This window comes from Nonomuraea gerenzanensis (assembly GCF_020215645.1).
Taxonomy (GTDB): domain Bacteria; phylum Actinomycetota; class Actinomycetes; order Streptosporangiales; family Streptosporangiaceae; genus Nonomuraea; species Nonomuraea gerenzanensis.
This window is the reverse complement of the sequence record NZ_CP084058.1, coordinates 198,960-218,725: the sequence shown is the minus strand read 5'-3', so window position 1 is coordinate 218,725 and position 19,766 is coordinate 198,960. Positions and strand designations below refer to the sequence as shown.

Sequence of the window (19,766 nt, the reverse complement as noted above, 5' to 3'; positions counted from 1 at the left end):
CGGTGCCGTCCCCGAGCCGACCCTGACCCTCCCCTGAGTCACGACGCGCCGGGCCCCCGGACGGTGGTCCGGGGGCCCGGTGGCGAGCAGGGTGTGGACGGTGCCGCCCCGCCCGGGCACGTGGACGGCGCCGACCCTGGACGGCTCGCCGACGGGTCGTGCGCCGCAGCTCGCCGGCGGATTCCGCGAGCTGCGGCCCCCGAAGCGCGCGGGTGGGGTCTTACGCGCTGCGGCGCCCGGCCGTGCAGGCGGCACGGCCGGGCGGCTGGACGGCCGGCCGGACCGCTGGACGGCCCGGCGCTGGACGGGCGGGCGGCTGGACGGCCAGGCGGCTGGACGGGCGGCTGGACGGCCGGGGCGGGCGAGTCAGTCCAGGATGTGACCCGTGGCGCGGGCGTAGCGGTCGCGGATCGAGGGGACGGCCTCCCCCTCGTACACGGCCGTGTCACCCAACTGCCAATCGGGGGCCGTCACCAGCGTGGCCGCCTGGTGGGCGGCGCCGTCGGCGACGTACTCGGCGGGCGGCGGCACCGTGATGGGCACGCCGAAGATCGTCGGAGCGATCCGGCGCACCGCCTCCGACCGGGCCGCGCCGCCGATCAGCAGCACCCGCTCCGGCCGCAGCGCCAGCGCGTCGAGCGCGTCGGCCAGGCCGCAGAGCATGCCTTCGACGGCGGCCCGCGCCAGGTGGGCGGGGGTGGAGGTGGCCAGGGTCAGGCCGTGGATGGAGCCGGTGGCGGTGGGCCGGTTCGGGGTGCGCTCACCCTCCAGGTACGGGACCAGCGTGAGACCGTCGGCTCCCGGAGGCGCCTGGAGGGCGAGGGTGCCGAGCTCGTCCAGGGAGACCCCGGCGATGCGGGCGGCGGCGTCCATGACGCGGGCGGCGTTGAGCGTGCACACCAGCGGCAGGAAGCGGCCCGTCGCGTCGGCGAAGCCCGCGACGGCGCCCGTCGGATCGGCGCTGGGCGTCTCCGCGACCGCGAACACCGTGCCGGACGTCCCCAGCGACACCACGACGTCGCCCGAGCGGGCCCCCACGCCGAGCGCGGCGGCCATGTTGTCGCCCGTGCCGGGGGCGATCAGCACGGGGCCGGAGCCCCCTGCCACCGCCGCGCCCGCCTCCTCGGCCGGGCCGAGCACCCTGGGCAGCAGCGGGACCGCGCCGAAGGCCGCCTTGAGCAGGTCCGTACGGTAGGCGCCCGTCGCCGGCGACCAGTAACCGGTGCCCGAGGCGTCACCCCGGTCGGTGACCAGATGCGACAGCGGCGGCAGCGGCGCGTCCTGCCAGGCGGCGGCCGAGAACGGCACGCCGGAGGCGAGCGCGCCCGACAGCCGCCAGGTGAGCCAGTCGTGCGGCAGGCAGACGGCGGCCGTGCGGCGGGCGTTGTCGGGCTCGTGCTCGGCCAGCCAGCGCAGCTTGGTCACGGTGAACGAGGCCACCGGCACCGAGCCGACGCCGTCGGCCCACGCCTGGGGGCCGCCCAGCTCGGCGATCAGGTCGAGGGCGGCCTGGGCGGAGCGGGTGTCGTTCCACAGCAGGGCCTCGCGTACGACATTTCCGAACTCGTCGAGGCAGACCATGCCGTGCTGCTGCCCGCCCACACTGATGGCGGCCACCCCGTCGAGCCCACCGGCCTCCTCGATGGCCCGCAGCAAGGCGGTCCACCAGTGGGAGGGGTGCACCTCGGTGCCCGCCGGATGGCCGGCGCGGCCCTGGCGTACCAGCTCTCCCGTCTCCGCGTCTCGAATGACGACCTTGCAACTCTGCGTGGAGGAATCGACCCCAGCGACCAGCGTCACCCACGAACTCCTAACAAGTGCTCCAGCGCAAGCTGGTTCAGATGGGAGAAATGGTATCCGCGCGCCGCCGCTGCCTCGGGATCGAAGTCGTCGGCCGCGAGGTCGGCCAGCGTCTCGCCGCGGTTGAGCGTGGGCAGGCCCAGCTCCTCCACGCGGGAGGCCCGCATGGCCTCGCGCACTTCCGGGTCGGCGCGGAAGCTGCGGGCCTTGTCCCGCAGTATCAGGTACGTGCGCATGTTGGCGGCGGCCGAGACCCACACGTCCCCCGCGTCCTCGGTACGCAAAGGCTTGTAGTCGAAGTGGCGGGGCCCGTCGTAGCCGCCGTGCTCCAGCAGGTCCACCAGGAAGAACGCGCTCATCACGTCGCCGTGGCCGAAGACCAGGTCCTGGTCGAAGCGGGGGCCGTGCTGGCCGTTGAGGTCGATGTGGAACAGCTTGCCGTGCCACAGGGCCTGGGCGATGCCATGCACGACGTTCAGGCCGGCCATCTGCTCGTGGCCGACCTCGGGGTTGAGCCCGACCATCTCGGGGTGCTCAAGCTCGCCGATGAAGGCCAGGGCGTGGCCGATCGTGGGCAGCAGGATGTCGCCGCGGGGCTCGTTCGGCTTGGGCTCCAGGGCGAAGCGCAGGTCGTAGCCGCGCTCGCGGACGTAACCGCAGAGCAGGTCGATGGCCTCCTTGTAGCGGCCGAGCGCGGCGCGCACGTCCTTGGCCGCGTCGGACTCGGCCCCCTCGCGGCCGCCCCAGCACACGTAGGTGGAGGCGCCCAGCGAGGCGGCCAGGTCGAGGTTGCGCATGACCTTGCGTAAGGCGTATCGGCGCACGTCACGGTCGTTGCTGGTGAAGGCGCCGTCGCGGAAGACGGGGTGGGTGAACAGGTTCGTGGTGGCCATGGGCACTTTCAGCCCAGTCTCAGCAAGCGCTTTCCGAAAGGCCGCGATCGCCCGCTCGCGATCAGGCTCGACGGCGAGCAGGTCGTCGTCGTGGAAGGTGACGCCGTAGGCCCCCAGCTCGGCAAGCCGGTGCACGCTCTGGACCGGGTCGAGGGGCGCCCGAGCGGCGTCCCCGAACGGGTCACGCGCCTGCCAGCCGACCGTCCACAGACCGAACGTGAATCGATCGTCAGGGGTTGGCTCGTACATGAGTCCGATGCTCCCCTGGCGATCAGTTGTTCACAAGCGGTTGTTCACAAGCCCGACGGGTCGCGCCCCACGCTGATCTCCTCAGCGATCTTCCTGATGTCCGCCACCTCGACGCCGGAAGCCTTGGGCAACTGGCGCAGCAAGGCCTCCATCACCACGGGCACGGGCTGGCCCGCGAACCGCCCCGCGACCCCGTGAACCGCCCTGAACAGCTCTTCCGTGTCGTGCATCGGCCTCTCCTCGCTCGGGTACCCGCAGAACGCTACGGCCTCGGGCCGACAGTTCGCGCGCTACTCCGGCCCGCGTGTCGGTCCGTCCCCATCTGGCCATCGCTAGGTATATGCGCGTTCAACTATTTTGGAGATGGACTCTGTCGAAGGGAGCACATCATGCCGGTGCAGCGGCTCAACCACGCGGTTCTGTACGTCCGCGACGTGGAGCGCAGCGTGGCCTTCTACCGGGAGGCGCTCGGGTTCGAGGTCGTCATGGGCATGCGAGGAGCCGCCTTCCTCCAGGCCCCCGGCTCCTCCAACGACCACGACCTGGGCCTGTTCCAGATCGGCGAGCACGCCTCCGCCTCGCCGGCCGGGCGCACCTCCGTCGGCCTGTACCACCTGGCCTGGGAGGTCGACACCCTGGAGGAGCTGGAGCGCGTGCAGGCCAAGCTGGCCGAGCTGAACGCGCTGGTGGGCTCCTCCGACCACAGCACGACCAAGGCGCTGTACGCCAAGGACCCCGACGGGCTGGAGTTCGAGGTGTCGTGGCTGGTGCCCGCCTCGCTGCTGACCGAGGAGATCCTCGCCGCGCGCACCGGCATCCGGCCGCTCGATCTGAACGCCGACAAGCAGCGGTACGGCGCACAGACCCGGGGCGGGGTGGGCGTGTCGATCCCCGCATGACGTACCGTGGGCTTGACGGCCCTTTCACGGAGAAACGGTCATGCCAAGCGATCCTGATCATGTGCTTGATGCCATCGACGGCGTCGTCGACGAGTGGGAGACGCTGAGCGCCGACGCCATGCGGTGGGCGCCTCCCGAGAACAAGAGTCCCGACCTCATGACCGAGGTCAGTGAGATCTTCGGCCCTCTTGTCAACGCGTTCTCGCAGGCGCTGCGGCCGGTGGGCGACGCCTTCGAACGGGCGCTGCGCATGCTGGACGACGAGGACGACGGGCCCCGCCCCACCTGACGCACCTGCCAGGCACCGCGCGGGGTCAGTCGGGTGACGTGGCGGCGGCGCGGGTCAGTCGGTGGCGCGGCGGCGGCGTGTCCTGCGCGGGTAGGCCTTGGCGGTCTCCGCCAGGCGGACGGCGTGCTCGGCCTGCCTGCGCCAGTGCCCGTAGGCGTCGCCGCGCTGGGCCAGCCGGTCGAGCTCGCTCATCGTCGCCAGCGGGATGAACGCCGGCTCGGCGTCGCGCCACGGCGTGCCGGGCAGCGGCATGAACGTGTGCGTGTGGATGCGCGCGCCCAGCTCGGCCAGATCGCCCGCGAGCCGCAACGAATCCGCCTGGTCCGCCTCGGTCTCCCCCGGCATGCCGAAGATGAAGTCGACGTTCGGCCGGAAACCGTGCTCGACGGCGATCCTGACGGCGTCGCGCACGGGCGAGGTGTCGTGCCCGCGCCCCGACGCGGCCAGCACCCTGTCGGACCCCGACTGGGCCCCGATGATCAGGTTGTCGTTGGCGACGTACCGCTTGAGCAGCCGCATGGCCTCCGGCGTGACATGCTCGGGCCGTACCTCCGAGGGAAAGCTGCCGAAGAAGACCCGCCCGTGCGGCGGCAGCTCCTCCTTGACCCCTGACAGCAGCTCCTCCACCGCCCCGAGGTCGGGGTCGGGGCCGGGCGAGCCGTACGACAGCGAGGTCGGGGTGATGAACCGCACGTCACGCAGCCCCCGCTCGACCATGCCGCGCACGTGCTCGCGCACGCTGGCCACCGACCGGTGCCTGAACTGCCCGCCGAACATGAACGGCGTCTGGCAGAAGCGGCAGGTGTAGCGGCACCCCCGGGTGATCTCGATCGGCCCGCTCCTGCCGACGAAGGAGGGGAACGCGTCGAGCGGGAGCTGCGGCGCCGGCCTGGTGCGCAGCGCGACGCCGTCGGAGTCCTTGATCGCCAGGCCGGGGACGGAGGTGAGCGGCGCGTCCTCCTGGAGCGCCCGGACGAGCGAGATGACCGTCGACTCGCCCTCGCCGACGCCGGCCAGGTCCCAGCCCGCGTCGATGACCTGCTGGGGCTCGGCGGTGGCGTGCACGCCGCCCGCGATGTGCAGCCCGCGCCCGCCGCTGCGCGCCCTGACCTCGGCCAGCTCGGCGGCCATGGCCTCGGCGTCGGGCGAGTAGAAGGACCAGAGCACCAGCACCCGGTCGGCCTCGCTCGCCAGGATGTGCTCCGCGGTCTCCTCGGGGGTGGTGCCGAGGCGCAGCTCGTGCTCGACCTCCGCGGTCTCCAGGGCGGCGAGCAGCGCGTGCACGCCGTACGTCACCGCCTTGCGATATCGGACCACCACACTCACTGCCAGCGCCACGCCCGCAGCGTAGCCCAGGCCATCAGGTGCCGCGACGTCGCTGCGAGGCTCAGTCCGTGGGCTGCCGCATCGCGCCGAGCACGCCGCTGTAGCGGGCCAGCTCGGCGAGCATGGCGTCGGCGCCCGCCTCCATGACCTCGTTGGGCCGCAGCGCGCCGTCCTCGTCCCTGAACTGCGGCACGAAGGGGATGATCACGCCTTCCATCACGGGGACCATCTTCAGCGTGCTGACCACGTGCCGCAGCGCGGCGACCGCCCGGGTGCCGCCCGAGACGCCGCCGTAGCTGACGAACGCCGCCGGCTTGTGCTGCCACTCGTGGTGCAGGTAGTCCAGCGCGTTCTTCAGCACGCCGGGGAAGCTGTGGTTGTACTCGGGGGTCACGAACACGTACGCGTCCGCCCGGTCCACGGTGGCGCTCCACTCCTTGGTGTGCGCGTTCACGTACTGCTTGAGCCTGGGGTGGTGGGGCTCGTCCAGGAACGGCAGCCGCACCTCCGCCAGATCGACCAGCTCCACCTCGAACAACCCCGAGGCCACGGCCTTGTCACGCACCCAGTCGGCGACCGAGCGACCGGCGCGGCCGGGGCGGGTGCTCGCGACGATGATCTGCAGAACGGGCTTGTCCATGACGTGCTCCTAGCGATGAGTGAGGTGTGCGGGTCACTGCGGCACTCAACATTATTTAGTAGCTACAGATTCCTTAGCAAACGCTAGACTGCCCGCATGAGCCTCGATCAGGTCTGCACCCGCTTCCACATCGCCTTAGAGCTGATCGGCGCCCGCTGGTCCGGCGCCGTCATCCACATGATCTTCAAGGGCGCCCACCGGTACGCCGACGTCAAGGCGGCCATCCCCGGCATCAACGACACGATGCTGGCCAGGCGGCTGCGCGAGCTGGAGTCCGCCGGTCTGATCGAGCGGCGGGTGCTGGCCACCTCGCCGGTGCGGGTGGAGTACCACCTCACCGAGATGGGCCAGGAGCTGCGCCCCGTGCTCGACGAGCTGGTGAAGTGGTCCCACAAGTGGATCCCGCTGCCCGGCGAGGAGGAGTGCGACAGCACTGTTACGTTGGTGTCGTGATCGCACTGGGCACGTTGATGCGGCACGTGCACGAGCTGATGGACGGCGCCGTCGCCGACGTCTACGCCGAGCACGGCCTGCCCGACTACCGGCCCCGCTACTCGCCCGTCGTACGCGCGCTGGTGGCGCGGGGCCCGCTGCCCATCCGCGACCTGGCAGGGGCGATCGGCGTGACGCACTCCGCCGCCAGCCAGACGGTCGTCCAGATGCGGCGCAGCGGCTTCGTCACCCTGGAGAAGGGCGCCGACGCCCGCCACCGCATCGTGCGCCTGACCGACCGGGCCCGCGCCGCGTTGCCCCTCATCGAGGCGGAGTGGGCGGCCACGGAGCGGGCCGTACGTGAGCTGGACGCCGAGCTGCCCGTCCCGCTGGAGCAGCTCATGACGGCGACGCTGCGGGCGCTGGAGCGCCGCGATTTCCGCGCGCGCATCGGGGACATCGCGCCCTAGACTCGCTCGTATGACCTGGCGACATTGATCCACCACCGCCCCGAACGCCAGCGGCGGGCGCGGGCCTCCGAGCCGGCAAGCACTCGGAGTCCCCTCTCTCGTCCCCCTGGAAGGTCTCATGCTTGCCGTATCGCTGTACGTCTACGCGTTCCTCAGCGAATTCATCCTGATCTACCCGGTCTACGCCCTGCTGTTCACCGACACCGGGATCTCCGTCGCCGAGGTCTCCTCTCTGTTCGTCATCTGGTCGGTGACGGGCATGGTGCTGGAGGTCCCCTCGGGCGCCTGGGCCGACGCCGTCTCCCGGCGGCTGCTGCTGGTCCTCGGCCCGCTGCTGAGCGGCGCGGGCTTCGCGCTGTGGGTGCTGTTCCCCTCCTACTGGGTGTTCGCGGCCGGGTTCGTGTTGTGGGGGGCCGGGGAGTCGCTGGTCTCCGGTGCGTACGAGGCGCTGGCGTACGAGGAGATGGAGCGGCGTGGCCAGTCCGGCGGGTACGCCCGCGTCATGGGCCGCGCGACCGCGCTCGGCCTGGCCGGCAGTGCGGCGGCGATCGGGCTGGCCTCGCCCGTGTTCGCGGCCGGCGGTTATCCCGCCGTGGGTGTGGCCAGCGTGCTGGCCTGCGTCCTGTGCGCGGCCACGGCCCTGACCCTGCCCGAGCACCGCGCCCGGGGCGGCGCCGGGCAGTGGAGCTACCTGGCGACCCTGCGCGAGGGCATCGGCCTGGCCAGGGCGGATCGCGGGGTGCTGCGCGCGGTGCTGCTGGTGGCGTTCGTGACGGCGATCTGGGGCGCGCTGGAGGAGTACGTCCCGTTCCTGGGGGCGGAGACGGGTGTGGCCAGGGCCACGATCCCGCTGCTGATCCTCCTGGTCTGGGTGGGCGCCACGGCCGGCGGCCTGCTGGCGGGGCCGGCCGAGCGCCTGCGGTCCCGCGGGTACGCCGCGCTGCTCGGGCTGGCGGCCCTGGCCATGGCCGTGGGCGCGCTCAGCGGGCATCCGGCGGGCTTCGTGGCGATCGCACTGGCCGTCGGGGCCTTCCAGCTCGCCCAGGTGCTCGCCGACGTACGGCTGCAGGAGCGCATCACCGGCCCGGCGCGCGCCACCGTGACCTCGGTGGCCGGCCTCGGCACGAACGTGGTGACGCTCGGCGCCTACACCGCGTACGGGACGGCGTCGGCCTCGCTGCCGCACGGCGTGACGTTCGCCCTGCTGGCGCTGCCGTACCTGGTCATCGCCCTGATCCCGCTGGCCGCGCGCTGATCCCGGCCCGTCAGTAGCGCGAGGGGATGCGCTTGGGCAGCGGCGGCGGCTCGGGGACCTCCTCCTCGGGCTCCGCCTGCGGCTCGGGGCGCACGGCGGCCCGCCAGCGCGCCGGGAACACCGAGGCGGCCAGCAACACGCAGGCCACGGGCAGCGCCCACGTCCCGGCCAGCCCCGCGTACGGCTCGGCGTACTCGGCGGGCAGCAGGCCCGCCACCGAGACCCCGGGCACGTACGCCAGTCCCGCCACGGCGGCCAGCGCCAGGCCGGGCAGCAGCGAGCCGATCGGCGAGACCCGCGACCCGGCCAGGACGCCCACGAGGACCATCGTGGCCCCGAGCGCGACAGCCGCCATCCAGGGGGCCAGGGCCCGGCCGCCGGCGACGTAGAGAAGGCCGGCCGCGATCAGCGGGGTGGCCAGCAGTCCTGCGCCGGCGCCGAGCAGATGACGAACACCATTACGCACAGAGAACACCTCCAGCCACGGCACCTTACCCACCCATCAACACCTTCGCCTTAAAGGCTGAAAATTTCAGATTCAGGGCCGAGGCCGTAAAGGGTCCATAACACCGAAATAGTGCACGTTTGGTATCTAACAGCGGCCGAAGCAACCGTTAGCTTGACAGCACCCCCACCCGAGGAGTGCACATGTTGAGTAAACGCTGTGCGCTGGTAGGCGGCGCCATCCTCGCCGTCTGCCTGGCCACCCCCCTCAGCCCAGCAGCAGCTGACACGGCGCCACAAGCCGCCGCTCCCCCCACCGCACCCCCCTCCATGATCGACGCGCTCGAACGCGACCTGGGCCTCACCGAGGCGCAGGTCATCACTCGCCTGGCCAACGAGGAGCGCGCGGCCGCCGCCGAGGCGAGCCTCACCCCCGCACTGGGTGGCTCGTTCGGCGGCGCCTGGCTGAACGACGACGCCTCCAAGCTCATGGTCGCCACCACGGACCCGGCGGCCGCACCGACCATCGAGGCGCAGGGCGCTCAGCCCGTCGTGGTCCAGCGCTCGCTGGCCCAGCTCAACGGCGTCATGCAGCAGCTCGACGCCGCTCCCAGGCGGGTCACCTCCAAGGCCGCGCTCTGGTTCGTCGACGTGAAGACCAACACCGTCTCCGTGCAGGCTCCCACGGTCGAGGCCGCCGAGGCCCTCGTCGCCGCGGCGGGCGTGGACAGGAGCGCGGTCGTCGTGTCGGCGACGGCTGAGCGGCCGACGACGTTCATCAACATCATCGGCGGCGCCGCGTACTACATCGGCTCCAGCCGCTGCAGCATCGGCTTCTCCGTCACCCGCGGCTCCACCCCCGGCTTCGTCACCGCCGGGCACTGCGGCCGGGCCGGCTCCAGGACGACCAACCCGACCGGCACCTTCCAGGGCTCGTCCTTCCCGGGCAACGACTACGCCTGGGTGGCCGCTCCCGGTAACACCGTGACGCCGTACGTGCGTGGCTCCGGCGGCGCGAACGTGACCGTACGAGGCTCCACCCAGGCCTCCGTCGGCGCGTCCATCTGCCGCTCCGGCTCCACCACCGGCTGGCGCTGCGGCACCATCCAGCAGCACAACGCCACCGTCCGCTACGCCCAGGGCACCGTCACCGGCCTGACCCGCACCAGCGCGTGCGCCCAGCCCGGCGACTCCGGCGGCTCGTTCATCTCGGGCAACCAGGCCCAGGGCATGACGTCGGGCGGCTCGGGCAACTGCTCGGTCGGCGGCACCACGTACCACCAGCCGGTCAACGAGGCCTTGGGGGCGTACGGCCTCACCCTCACCACCGGTTAGCACCGGCCGCATGACCGCGCGGCGCGTCCTTCCCCGGGCGCGCCGCGCTACTTCACTCTGGCGGCCGGGGCCGTGAACGTGTTGCAGACCGACGGCGACTCGGCCTCGAACCCCCGGCGCGTCCAGTACGCGCGGTTCTTCGCCGTGCCGTAACCGGGGAGGTCGCCGTAGCGGGCGTCCCGGTTGATGTACGACTCGTGCCCGCTTCTCTTCGAGTGGCCGAGCGAGTCCCAGACGCTGCCGGTGAAGGCTCCGGTCAGGCAGAGCGTCTGCAACGTGTGCTTGGCGTACAGGGCGAGCCTGTCCCGCTTGGACGCCTTCTTCAAGGCCTTCGCCACGGCGCCGGTGACTCCCATGACCGTCTGCACATGCAGGGCCCACCCGGCCGAGAGGGCGTCCAGCCACATCGGCCTGTCGATCTCATCCGACAGCCCGTAGTCGCTGACCATGAGGTGCACGGTCCTGGTCTTGGCGCAGTAGATGCTGTCCGTCTGGTTGGGCGCGTACGTGCCGCAGGGCGTTTCGACCCTGTCACCGTGCGACACCTTCACCTTGGGCCTGCTGTACGGCAGCCCCGCCTTCCTGACCAGCGGCCCCCACGCCTTGTCCAGGCAGTCGGAGACCTCCTCGACGTACAGGCGCATGACCTCGACGTCGGCGGCCGTGGGCGGCTCCTCGCACGTCTTCAGCGTGAACTTCCCCACCTTGTACAGCGGGTTCTTCGCCAGCACCGCCGGGACCGCCGGCGCGGCGCTCGCGGTGCCGCTCAACGCGGTGCTCGCCAGCACGCACGCGGCCAGCGGGACGGCCAAGAACTTCGCACGCATGGCAGGCGACACTACATGATCTTTTCCGAATTCCGATGACTTTTTCCCCGCGGCACGGTCCGCAAGGCGAGAAGAAGTGAAAGGAATCCGCGATGAAGCGACCCGTCCTCGGCAGCCTGCTGCTGTCCAGCACCGACCCGGAACGGCTGAGCGCCTGGTACGCCGCCGCGCTCGACCCCGGCGAGACGAGCGATCTCAACGGCTACCGGCTGCTCAAGTTCGGGGAGTTCTACCTGTTCATCGACTCGCGGGCGGACATCTCCGACAAGAACCCGGAGCCCGGCAGGGTCATCCTGAACTTCGACGTCGAGGACGCCCGCGCCGTCGCCGCCCGGATGGCGCAGGCGGGCACGCGGTGGCTGGCCGAGCTGGAGGAACGCGACGGCAGCTTGTTCGCCACCGCCATCGACCCGGACGGCAACTACGTCCAGATCATCCAGCTCAGCGGCGAGCACCTGGCATAGGGGGCCTTCATTCCGTGGCCAGGTAGCGCTGGACGAAGTAGACGACCAGCGAGGCCGCGATGCCCGCCACGTACTGGATGAGGGCCGAGGTCCTGATGGGCAGCGTCCTCAGCCCGGTGAACTACTGGTACACCTTCACCAGCTCCTCGAACGCCAAGCGGACCACAACCACCACCCGGCCGCCACCCCCACGACCACCGGAGCGATCAACGGCGCCACAGGCGCGTACCACCGCAAGGTCAGGGCCGCGAGCGCCGCCCCCGACGCGAGCGCCAGCACCACCCCCACGGGCCGCCCGATCCCTGCACCACCGCCCTGCCTCCCACCCCAAGCCGCGACCACCTGCCCCGCCAGCCCGGTCACCGTCCCCGTCACATACGTCGTGGACAGCCCGGACCCCCCGGCCCACCGGGTGACCGCACTCTGCAACCCCATCGCCACCGCCGACCCCGCGATCAGCACGGGCCGCGGCACCTGCACCGCCCACCCCACGGCGATCCCGGCCAGCAACACCAGCTCCACGCCCAACGCGGCGGCGGCCCCCCGCACCGTACCGCCGCCACCACCACGAACCAGCAGAAATCCCACCGCCAGCCCGGCGCAGAACCCCGCGAACGCCACCCCCGACTTGACCACATGCGCCATCCGCCCGTCGCCGAGCGCCAGCCCGAGCAGCACCACGTTCCCGGTCATGTTCGCCGTGAACACCTCGCCGAGCGCCAGAAAGCTCAGCGCGTCGACGGCCCCCGCCGCGAGCGCCAGGCCGAGCACCGAGAACCGCGCCATCCGCATGCTCTACGCACTATATCGACCACCAAGGGTGACTTTTCGCGGGTCAGGCGCCCGCGCTGTCGAGCCGCCCGACCTGCTCCTCCGTGAGCTTCACGTCCAGCGCCGGCAACGCCGCCTCGTACTGCTGAAGCGTGCGCGGCCCGATCAACGGCACGATGGCGGGCGACGTCCGGTGCATCAGCCACGCGAGCACCAGCGCGTTCGGAGCCACCCCGACCTCGGCAGCCACCTCCGCGGCCACCGCCAGCCGCGCCTCGGCGTCAGGCCCCTGATACGGATCCATCGCCCAGTGCCCCGCACGCTTGGCCGGGTCGTCGTAGATGCCCTTGAGTATCGGGGAGTAGGCCACGAGGGTCAGGTCGTCGTGCGTCTCCAGGTAGTCGAGCTGCTCGTCGTCCACGATGGACGCGTGCCGCAGCCCGGCGCGCCGCCGCAGGTAGGAGTGCTGCTGCTGGAGCGCGACCGGCGCCGGCCAGCCATGCTGCTCGCACAGCTGCCTGATCCGCTCCAGCCGCCAGGTCCGCACGTTCGACCAGCCGATGTAGCGCGCCTTCCCGGCCTGGACGATGCCCGCCAGCGCCTCCAGCGTCTCCTCCAGCGGCGTGGCACGGTCGTCCACGTGCACGTAGTACAGGTCGACGTGGTCGGTGCCGAGCCGCCGCAGGCTGCCGTCGATCGCGTCCCGCAACGTCTTCGCCCCCGCTCCGACGAAGTTCCGGTACGCGGCGTCCCAGTCCGGCCGTCCATCGGCCCAGACCACATCCAGGTCCCGTACGACGGCGCTGCCCTTGGTCGCCAGGAACACCTCCTCCCGCCTGCGCGTCCTGGCCAGCCAGCGGCCGAGCAACTCCTCGCTCTCCCCGCCGTGGCTGCCCCGGTTCTCCCACCAGCAGTAGCAGTCGGCGGTGTCCAGGAAGGTGCCGCCGGCCTCCACGTACCGGTCCAGGATGGTGACGGCCTCGTCCTCGGGGGTGACGGTGCCCATGATCATGCATCCGAGGGCGAGCTGACTGATCTGTTCGCCGGTACGGCCGAGTTGCACGGTCTGCACGTGACTGCTCCTGTCGTCGATGGCGGTCAGCTGGTGGTGCGACGGCGGGGGGAGTGCGTTCCGCCGGTGGCATCGACGCTAGGAGCTTGAGTGCGCTCCAGGTCAAGACGACGAGGCTGCTCCTTCGTCCAGCCGCGGGCTGCACTGGGGCGCCGAGTTCCGCATCCTCCTGACCACGGCCGCCACCATGGTGGCGACCGCGAGCCTGCGGCGGATCTTCGACTGGCACGAGAACTGGTCGTCCTTCGTCTCCTTCGCCGGCGCATGGGCGGAGACGACGGCGTGGTCGGCACGTCGCAGAACGATGGGCAGCAGCGGACAAACCTCGTAACGTCATGCCTAACGTGCCGGCGTGGTTGTGAGGAGCGTTGAGGTGACCGGTCGAGCAGTTGTCAGGATGAGCCACAGCAGGTTGCTCATCGCCTTGGGCGCAGTGCCGCTCCTGCTGGTCAACTGGTTCATCGTCGCCCTGTTCCTCGGACACGACTGCGCTCCCCTCTATGAGGGCGGCAACCTGACGGCCTGCGCGGGCGGGCTCTCCGAAGAAGAGATGACCGCCGTGTCAGGTGTGATCGCGCCGGCACTCCTTGCCATCGAGCTCGCCGCCATCGTCCTGGTACGCCGGCGCACCCGCCGTTCGCCCTACGGCCGCGACCGCTCTCGCAACAGGACTCCTCAGAGCCGGTCCTGAGGAGAAGCCAGTGAGGGCGGAGGTTCAGGAGATCGAGCCGCGTCCACCTGCCCCTCAGTCTGAGGGCATGACGACGCGAACATCTCCGCAGCGCACCTGGCGTAGGCCGGGCGGAAGCGCTCTTCCACGGCGCTGACAACGGTGAGTCCGGCTCCGCTGCGAGCCGCGCATCAGGCGTGCGGCCACGGCCAGGCACCGATGACTTCCTGGCCGCCGGATCGTCCAAGGTACGAACGACACGGCCGCGCCGGACACGACGTCCCCGCGCGTACACGCTCCCGGACGCCCCGAGACCACGGAGTTCTGCCCATGCGGAAGCTGATAGCGACAGTGTTCAACTACTCCCTCGACGGCCTCCTCGCCGACGAGGGCACCGACTTCTGGGAGTTCTGCTTCGGCCTGCCGGAGAACCGTGAGCCCGCGGACCCGGCGCACCTCGACTTCCTCCGCAGCGCGTACGCGCACGTCATGGGCCGCACCGCCTACGAGGGCATGTCCGCAGCCATGACCTCGTCCACCGACCACCCGTTCGCCGGCATCCTGAACGCCGGCCACAAGGTCGTCTTCTCCCGGACCCTGAAGACAGCCGACTGGGCCAACACCACCATCGCCGCCGGCGACACCACAGAAGAGATCGACCAGCTCAGGCTGGGCGGCGACGGCCACATCGTGGTCTGGGGCGGCGTCCGCCTCTGGCGGTCGCTCATGCGGCTCGACCTGATCGACGAGTTCCAGGTCAGCATGTTCCCCTACGTCGCGGGCGAGGGCACCCGGCTGTTCGACGGCGTCCCCAAGTCCTATCGGCTCGACCTGGTCTCCAGCACGGCCTCCAGCAACGGGATCGTCTATCTGCGGTACGACCGACACCGTTGACCCCAGCAGCGCCACTCACGCACAAGCAGAGGCCCTTGCCCAACTAAGGAACAGGGCCTCTCACGTGCGGAGGATGAGAGATTTGAACCCTCGATGGGCGTTGCACCCCAACCGCATCAGCAGCCGGGAGGACGACCATCCCAAGGCGTGCAACCTGAACCGACACGACTGGACGCTCGTCCTGGGACGGGGTGGTGCGGCGCGGAACTGCAGCCCAAACTGCGACTCATAAGCGATCTCGGGTCTGCGCGGAAGCGGGTAGCAGCCCCCACTGGATCACGGTTTTACAGTTCGTGACCGGGATCCTGGCCCATTCGCTTGAAAGCATCCAGAGAGATCACGACGTCGACGTCTTGTTGCCGCTTCTCATCCCATTCCTGTATCAGCACCCGGCCTGGAGCGACCTTGGCGGCATCGTCGAGCTCGAACGTCACGTGTCGTAGCGAACTGGTGTTGTCGTTGGTGAAGCCGTACGCCTTGTAGGTGATCGCTGGCTCCAGGGAGGGAGGCTTGGGCGTGACGGCCCAGCCGCCAGCAGGAGCATCGAGCCGAAACGAGGCGCTCTGTCCGCTCAAGGTAGGTGCGTGGTATGCCGCATCGTCGGCGTACGCATCGTCCGGGTTGCCGGTGGGGCTCTTCTGGGGAGTGGCACGCTCGCGGTAGAGCCTCACTCCATCCGGTGCAGGCCCACACCAGGCCAGTACGGCGATGAGATGACCTGACTCGTCCACACTGATACCGACATCGCCCTTTCGGCAACACAAGGGCAAGGGCACGCTCACCCTGCAATGCCCTCCAGCGCTCCTGGCCCTGCTATGCGCCCACAAGAAGGTCCAGGCCGCCGAACGGCTGAAGGCTGGGGACAAGTGGGTCGATCATGACCTGTCTTCACAACGAAGCTCGGCGGCCCGATCGAGCGTTCGGAGGACTGGTGGCAGCGCAAGGCCATCCTCAAACAGACCGGCGCCAGAGACGCCCGAGTTCACGATGCGCAACCCGAACTGCAACCCTGACGCCCACAGAGATCAAAAAGGCCCTCTCCCCAAAACTGGGGAGAGGGCCTCTCACCTGCGGAGGATCGGGGATTTGAACCCCGGATGGGCGGTAAACCCAAACCGCATTAGCAGTGCGGCGCCATAGACCTGACTAGGCGAATCCTCCCGGAGCCACCGCGGCTCAGCACAGCGTACCGGCCTTCTGGCGAGGCGGCAAAGCGATTCCCCCGGTGGCCTTCACCAAGAGTTATCAACAGCCTGTGGGTAACCCCCTGTGGATGAAGCCCGCCCAGAGCTGGAGCGGGCTTCAGGGCTGTGGATAACTCATCTCAAAGACGGTCAGGCAGCCGGGTTGGCCTCGCCCTCGATCTCGATCTTGATCTTCTTGCCCACCAGCACGCCACCGGTCTCCAGCGCCTGGTTCCAGGTCAGGCCGAAGTCCTCGCGGTCGAACTCCGTGGTGATCGAGAAGCCCCAGACGGCCTGGCCCCAGGGGTTGGTGCCGGCGCCGCCGTACTCGACCTTGAGCTCGACCTCCTTGGTGACGTCGCGGATGGTCAGGTCGCCGACGACGGTGAACTCGTCGCCGCTGTGGCCCACCACGCGGGTGCTCTTGAAGGTGATCTGCGGGAACTTCTCCACGGCCAGGAAGTCGTCGCTGCGCAGGTGACCGTCGCGGTCGGGGGCGCCGGTGGAGATGCTCTCGGCCTGGATCGTGAGCTCGGCGGCGGACTCGAGCGGGTTCTCCGCGATCGTCACCGAGCCGTTGAAGGTGCCGAAGTGGCCGCGGACCTTGCTGACCATCATGTGCTTGACGACGAAGCCGATGGTGGTGTGGGCGACGTCGAGGTTGTAGGCGCCGGCGGCCGGGATGGTCAGGGACTCCCAGGTGCGGGTGGTCATCGGGTTCTCCTCAGAGGTTGCTGTTGTGCGGATGTCTGCGGCAACAACTTTCTACATGAGGAATATTCCGCGCGTCAACTATCGTCGGATAAGGTATGAGCGTGATGAACTTCGACGACTCCCGGCTGACCGCCATCGGGCTGCTGACCGAGGTGCACTCCGGGTTGATGAGCCGGTTCCAGCCGGCGCTGAGCGCGGCGGGGTTGTCGGAGATCGACTTCGAGACCGTCATCCGGTTGGCACGTTCCCCCCAGCAACGGCTGCGGATGAGCGATCTCGCCGCGCAGACCGAGCTGTCCACGAGCGGCGTGACGCGCGTGGTGGACCGGCTGGAGCGCGAGGGGCTGGTCAGGCGCGAGGCGTGTGCCAGCGACCGGCGAGCCTCCTACGCCGCCCTCACCGACGCGGGCCGCGAGCGGCTGGAGTCGGTGCTGCCCGACCACCTGCGCGACATCGAGGAGAGCTTCACCGGGCTGCTGGGCGCCGACGAGCTGGAGTCGTTCCTCAAGAGCCTGCGCAAGATCAGGGACGTCGTGCGCCCGTGTGCCACCGCCGGCGCCGCGGAGGTCACCCCCTGCCCCGGCGATGGGCCTACGCGGAAGGAAGCCCCAGCGCGGCCCTGAGCTTGGCCATCGCCCGCGACACCGTGCTCTTGACCGTGCCGACGCTGATCCCCAGCGTCTTGGCGATCTCCGGCTCCGTCATGTCCTCGTAGTAGCGCAGCACGATCGCCGCCCGCATGCGCTCTGGCAGCTCCCGTAGCGCCTGTTCGAGCGCCTCGTGCACCTCCGACGACCCGGCCGGGTCGAAGCTCGCCTGCTCGGGCAGCTCGTCCGACGGGTACTCCTCCAGCTTGCGCCGCCGCCACTGCGAGATGTTGATGTTCACCATGGCCCGTCGCACGTAGCCGTCGAGGGCGCCCCGGTCCTCGATCCGCTCCCACGCCTGGTACGTCTTGGTCAGCGCGCTCTGCAACAGGTCCTCGGCGTCGAGCGGATGCCCGGTGAGCTGATGGGCGGCACGCAGCAGCGCAGGACCGCGTGCCGTGACGTACTCGCGGAACTCGTCTTCCCAGCTGGTGGTCTGCATCGTGGCCAGAATCGCAGCCTGATGCCCCTTAAGGCCCGAACCTCAATTCAGGTTTCGGCCCGCCGAGGATAAAGGTCCGTCTAGGTCGGTGGTGGTTTGTACGCCGCCGTAGGTGAAGGCACTTCCCCGGGGATGCGTATTTTGCTCCGTTCTGGACCACTACGGTGTGAGCCGCCCCCAACTCATGTGAATCTAGTACCCGAGCGGAGGAGGGGCGGATGGGGTATCCGAGCGTTGAGCGCCGCCGGGTGCTCGCCGCGGCCGCGCTCGGCCGCGAGAGCGGCGTTCCCGGCCCCGATTCGGGTGACGGCGAGCCGCTGCGTGCCGTCGTCGGCGAGGTGCTGGACGTCAGCCCGCACCTGATCTCGATCGAGACCCCGTCCGGCGCCCAGGAGCGGCTGGTGATCGCCCCGTGGGCCACCGCCTGGCACGGCGCCGAGGTCGCCCCCGCCGACCTGCCCGTGGGCGCCATGGTGCTGATGCGCGCGCTGCGCGACGGGCGCGTGGTCGAGCGGATCTGGGCCGACACCACCCGCATCACGGGCACGATCCTGTCGATCGAGGGCCGCAAGGACCTGACGGTCGAGCTCGACTGCGGGCCGCATCGCGGCCACCGCACGGTGATCGTCCCCTACCGCTCGTCGGGACGGTTACAGGTACGCCATCCCAAGTTCGAGCCCGGTTACCTCTTCGACGCGATCGGCGTCAGGCGCGACGGGGCGAGCCTGGCCCTGCTGCCCGCGACCTCACAGCCGCCGTACCCGGCCCGGTCCGTGCCGCCGCCTCCGCCCGCGTACAAGCAGTCGCGCATCGCCGGCACGGCGACCTGGTCGGACACCTTCGACGAGGAGGAGCGGGGCGCGGCCTACCCGATGCTGGAACGTGCCGATACCGGCTGCGCGCTGGCCGGCGTGTCGTGCGCGAGCCTGCCGTACCTCTCCGTGGGGTCGTTGCTGCAGGTCAAGAACGTGTGCTCGGATCGCTCCGCGAACGTCCCGGTGGTGGCGTGCGGGTGCATGGCGGGGCGGTTCTGCGACCGGTGCGTGGAGTGCGACACCTCGCCGCGTGGCCGGATCGCAGAGTTGTCGCCGTCCTCCTACGTGGAGCTGGGCGGCGAGCTGGTCAAGGGATGCTTCAACGCGCAGATCGGAATGGGGTGAGGCTCGTGCTGGAGTCGCAGCTCCCGCTGCTGATCGTCATGCTCGCCCTGGGCACGGCGGCCAAGGTGTTCACCGTCGCGACGAAGGGCGAGCCAGGGGGGCTGTCGAGGCTGGGGCCCGCGGTGCTGGTGCCGGAGCAGATCCAGGGCCCGGCGCTGCTGGTGTGCGCGGCCGGTGAGCTGATGCTGGCCGCGGGGCTGCTGCTCACGACGCATCCGCTGTTCCGGTGGGGGACGGTCGCGTTCTTCGCGCTGTCCACGTACGTGCTGCTCGAGCTGCGCAGGCGGCGCCCCGACGCGGGGTGCGGCTGCTTCGGCGAGGTCAGCGCGGCGCCGGTCGGGCTGCGCTCGATCGCCAGGACGGTGGCGCTGACCGGGATGGCCGCGGTGTCGGTCTGGGCGCCGGTGCCGGGCTGGGCGGCGGCGACCGCGCCGTCGTGGCTGCTGGCGGCGGGGGTGGCGGTGCTGCTGGCGTTGTCGCCGGAGATCGAGGAGCTGATCGACCGCGTACGGTATCGCGCCCCCTGCGAGCAGCGCCGCGGCCCCGCCGAGTCGGTCACCCTGTCGCGGCTCCGGGCGAGCGGCACCTGGCGGGCGCACCGGGGCGAGCTGGTCTCGGCCGAGCCGTACGACAGCTGGCGCGAGCTGTGCTGGCGTTTCTTCGCCTTCCGCAACCACGACGATGACGACGTCGTGTTCGCCGTCTACCTGACCGGGCGCCGCCCGGCGGTGCGGATGGCCGTGGTCAGCAGGGAGGACAGCGGGTCTCTGCCGGTGTATACGCCAGTATCGGCCTGAAGCTATAGAGCGGTATACGACGCTCGACAGGCGCGCGGATATTGCTCTATTGGGCTGTCTAGCTTCCCCACTAGACAGCCCAATAGAGGTCT

Annotated in this window: 25 protein-coding genes and 1 tRNA gene; 13 read left to right on the top strand and 13 right to left on the bottom strand. The window is 70.4% G+C overall.

Annotation, left to right across the window (positions count from 1 at the left end; genetic code table 11):
* Nucleotides 1-100 precede the first annotated feature (100 nt).
* The gene (locus tag LCN96_RS01195; protein ID WP_225270738.1) at nucleotides 101-382 is read left to right on the top strand and encodes a hypothetical protein; all 282 of its coding nucleotides are present in this window, start codon (nucleotides 101-103) and stop codon (nucleotides 380-382) included.
* Here LCN96_RS01195 and LCN96_RS01190 read toward each other — a convergent pair.
* Genes LCN96_RS01190 through LCN96_RS01180 form a run of 3 tightly spaced genes read right to left on the bottom strand, consistent with a single transcriptional unit; the run spans nucleotide 367 to nucleotide 3,172 of the window.
* A complete protein-coding gene (locus LCN96_RS01190) occupies nucleotides 367-1,800 on the bottom strand; it encodes a xylulokinase (protein WP_225270737.1) in 1,434 nt (477 codons plus the stop codon). The genes LCN96_RS01195 and LCN96_RS01190 overlap by 16 nt on opposite strands.
* On the bottom strand, nucleotides 1,797-2,942 hold the full coding sequence (gene xylA / locus LCN96_RS01185; protein ID WP_225270736.1) for a xylose isomerase: 1,146 nt from the start codon (nucleotides 2,940-2,942) through the stop codon (nucleotides 1,797-1,799). The genes LCN96_RS01190 and xylA overlap by 4 nt, the downstream gene beginning before the upstream one ends.
* A 44-nt stretch (nucleotides 2,943-2,986) precedes the next feature.
* The gene (locus LCN96_RS01180) at nucleotides 2,987-3,172 is read right to left on the bottom strand and encodes a hypothetical protein (RefSeq protein WP_225270735.1); all 186 of its coding nucleotides are present in this window, start codon (nucleotides 3,170-3,172) and stop codon (nucleotides 2,987-2,989) included.
* Nucleotides 3,173-3,331: 159 nt separating this feature from the next.
* On the opposite strand from LCN96_RS01180, the gene LCN96_RS01175 reads away from it, so the two are divergent.
* Both LCN96_RS01175 and LCN96_RS01170 read left to right on the top strand, forming a co-directional pair.
* Nucleotides 3,332-3,841 (top strand): VOC family protein, encoded by a 510-nt coding sequence (locus LCN96_RS01175; protein WP_225270734.1) that lies wholly within the window; start codon nucleotides 3,332-3,334, stop codon nucleotides 3,839-3,841.
* A gap of 61 nt (nucleotides 3,842-3,902) precedes the next feature.
* On the top strand, nucleotides 3,903-4,130 hold the full coding sequence (locus LCN96_RS01170; protein ID WP_225270733.1) for a hypothetical protein: 228 nt from the start codon (nucleotides 3,903-3,905) through the stop codon (nucleotides 4,128-4,130).
* A gap of 54 nt (nucleotides 4,131-4,184) precedes the next feature.
* On the opposite strand, the gene LCN96_RS01165 is transcribed toward LCN96_RS01170, so the two are convergent.
* Complete coding sequence (locus tag LCN96_RS01165) at nucleotides 4,185-5,468, bottom strand: TIGR04013 family B12-binding domain/radical SAM domain-containing protein (protein WP_225270732.1); 1,284 nt, start codon at nucleotides 5,466-5,468, stop codon at nucleotides 4,185-4,187.
* A 49-nt stretch (nucleotides 5,469-5,517) separates the two neighbouring features.
* On the bottom strand, nucleotides 5,518-6,096 hold the full coding sequence (locus tag LCN96_RS01160) for an NADPH-dependent FMN reductase (RefSeq protein ID WP_225270731.1): 579 nt from the start codon (nucleotides 6,094-6,096) through the stop codon (nucleotides 5,518-5,520).
* Nucleotides 6,097-6,192: 96 nt separating this feature from the next.
* Here LCN96_RS01160 and LCN96_RS01155 point away from each other — a divergent pair, with 96 nt between their 5' ends.
* From LCN96_RS01155 to LCN96_RS01145, 3 genes are all read left to right on the top strand, one after another.
* Nucleotides 6,193-6,549: a winged helix-turn-helix transcriptional regulator gene (locus LCN96_RS01155; RefSeq protein WP_225270730.1), complete on the top strand. Its 357-nt coding sequence runs from the start codon at nucleotides 6,193-6,195 to the stop codon at nucleotides 6,547-6,549.
* Nucleotides 6,546-6,998, top strand: coding sequence for a MarR family winged helix-turn-helix transcriptional regulator (locus tag LCN96_RS01150; RefSeq protein WP_225270729.1), 453 nt, complete (start codon nucleotides 6,546-6,548; stop codon nucleotides 6,996-6,998). The genes LCN96_RS01155 and LCN96_RS01150 overlap by 4 nt, the downstream gene beginning before the upstream one ends.
* A gap of 118 nt (nucleotides 6,999-7,116) precedes the next feature.
* On the top strand, nucleotides 7,117-8,253 hold the full coding sequence (locus LCN96_RS01145; protein ID WP_225270728.1) for an MFS transporter: 1,137 nt from the start codon (nucleotides 7,117-7,119) through the stop codon (nucleotides 8,251-8,253).
* A gap of 10 nt (nucleotides 8,254-8,263) precedes the next feature.
* Here LCN96_RS01145 and LCN96_RS01140 read toward each other — a convergent pair whose 3' ends face one another.
* Nucleotides 8,264-8,752 (bottom strand): hypothetical protein, encoded by a 489-nt coding sequence (locus LCN96_RS01140; protein ID WP_225270727.1) that lies wholly within the window; start codon nucleotides 8,750-8,752, stop codon nucleotides 8,264-8,266.
* A gap of 149 nt (nucleotides 8,753-8,901) precedes the next feature.
* Between LCN96_RS01140 and LCN96_RS01135 the strand changes: the two genes are divergently transcribed.
* The gene (locus tag LCN96_RS01135; RefSeq protein WP_225270726.1) at nucleotides 8,902-10,032 is read left to right on the top strand and encodes a S1 family peptidase; all 1,131 of its coding nucleotides are present in this window, start codon (nucleotides 8,902-8,904) and stop codon (nucleotides 10,030-10,032) included.
* Nucleotides 10,033-10,079: 47 nt separating this feature from the next.
* Here the strand turns inward: LCN96_RS01135 and LCN96_RS01130 are convergent, their stop codons facing one another.
* A complete protein-coding gene (locus LCN96_RS01130; protein WP_225270725.1) occupies nucleotides 10,080-10,859 on the bottom strand; it encodes a neutral zinc metallopeptidase in 780 nt (259 codons plus the stop codon).
* A gap of 92 nt (nucleotides 10,860-10,951) precedes the next feature.
* Here LCN96_RS01130 and LCN96_RS01125 point away from each other — a divergent pair, with 92 nt between their 5' ends.
* Complete coding sequence (locus LCN96_RS01125; protein WP_225270724.1) at nucleotides 10,952-11,323, top strand: VOC family protein; 372 nt, start codon at nucleotides 10,952-10,954, stop codon at nucleotides 11,321-11,323.
* Between the two features lie 135 nt (nucleotides 11,324-11,458).
* Here LCN96_RS01125 and LCN96_RS01120 read toward each other — a convergent pair whose 3' ends face one another.
* Entirely contained in the window at nucleotides 11,459-12,115 is a 657-nt protein-coding gene (locus tag LCN96_RS01120) for a DUF1275 family protein (RefSeq protein ID WP_225270723.1), read from the bottom strand.
* 43 nt (nucleotides 12,116-12,158) lie between these two features.
* Nucleotides 12,159-13,166: an aldo/keto reductase gene (locus tag LCN96_RS01115; protein ID WP_225270722.1), complete on the bottom strand. Its 1,008-nt coding sequence runs from the start codon at nucleotides 13,164-13,166 to the stop codon at nucleotides 12,159-12,161.
* A gap of 397 nt (nucleotides 13,167-13,563) precedes the next feature.
* Here LCN96_RS01115 and LCN96_RS01110 point away from each other — a divergent pair, with 397 nt between their 5' ends.
* Both LCN96_RS01110 and LCN96_RS01105 read left to right on the top strand, forming a co-directional pair.
* Complete coding sequence (locus tag LCN96_RS01110) at nucleotides 13,564-13,857, top strand: MraY family glycosyltransferase (RefSeq protein ID WP_225270721.1); 294 nt, start codon at nucleotides 13,564-13,566, stop codon at nucleotides 13,855-13,857.
* Between the two features lie 309 nt (nucleotides 13,858-14,166).
* On the top strand, nucleotides 14,167-14,730 hold the full coding sequence (locus tag LCN96_RS01105) for a dihydrofolate reductase family protein (RefSeq protein ID WP_225270720.1): 564 nt from the start codon (nucleotides 14,167-14,169) through the stop codon (nucleotides 14,728-14,730).
* Between the two features lie 284 nt (nucleotides 14,731-15,014).
* Here LCN96_RS01105 and LCN96_RS01100 read toward each other — a convergent pair whose 3' ends face one another.
* The 3 genes from LCN96_RS01100 to LCN96_RS01090 all read right to left on the bottom strand — a co-directional run bounded on the left by LCN96_RS01100 (nucleotide 15,015) and on the right by LCN96_RS01090 (nucleotide 16,628).
* Entirely contained in the window at nucleotides 15,015-15,512 is a 498-nt protein-coding gene (locus LCN96_RS01100; RefSeq protein WP_225270719.1) for a hypothetical protein, read from the bottom strand.
* 289 nt (nucleotides 15,513-15,801) lie between these two features.
* Nucleotides 15,802-15,891 (bottom strand) — tRNA-Ser (locus LCN96_RS01095).
* A gap of 173 nt (nucleotides 15,892-16,064) precedes the next feature.
* Nucleotides 16,065-16,628 (bottom strand): YceI family protein, encoded by a 564-nt coding sequence (locus LCN96_RS01090; RefSeq protein ID WP_225270718.1) that lies wholly within the window; start codon nucleotides 16,626-16,628, stop codon nucleotides 16,065-16,067.
* Between the two features lie 95 nt (nucleotides 16,629-16,723).
* Here LCN96_RS01090 and LCN96_RS01085 point away from each other — a divergent pair, with 95 nt between their 5' ends.
* Nucleotides 16,724-17,251 carry a MarR family winged helix-turn-helix transcriptional regulator gene (locus LCN96_RS01085; protein ID WP_225270717.1) on the top strand — a complete coding sequence of 176 codons (528 nt, stop codon included), beginning with the start codon at nucleotides 16,724-16,726 and terminating at the stop codon, nucleotides 17,249-17,251.
* Here LCN96_RS01085 and LCN96_RS01080 read toward each other — a convergent pair.
* Nucleotides 17,220-17,717 (bottom strand): SigE family RNA polymerase sigma factor, encoded by a 498-nt coding sequence (locus LCN96_RS01080; RefSeq protein ID WP_225270716.1) that lies wholly within the window; start codon nucleotides 17,715-17,717, stop codon nucleotides 17,220-17,222. The genes LCN96_RS01085 and LCN96_RS01080 overlap by 32 nt on opposite strands.
* A gap of 218 nt (nucleotides 17,718-17,935) precedes the next feature.
* On the opposite strand from LCN96_RS01080, the gene LCN96_RS01075 reads away from it, so the two are divergent.
* Both LCN96_RS01075 and LCN96_RS01070 read left to right on the top strand, forming a co-directional pair.
* Entirely contained in the window at nucleotides 17,936-18,877 is a 942-nt protein-coding gene (locus LCN96_RS01075) for a hypothetical protein (RefSeq protein ID WP_225270715.1), read from the top strand.
* A complete protein-coding gene (locus LCN96_RS01070) occupies nucleotides 18,874-19,674 on the top strand; it encodes a MauE/DoxX family redox-associated membrane protein (protein WP_225270714.1) in 801 nt (266 codons plus the stop codon). Before LCN96_RS01075 ends, LCN96_RS01070 begins: the two co-directional genes overlap by 4 nt.
* Nucleotides 19,675-19,766: the final 92 nt, after the last annotated feature.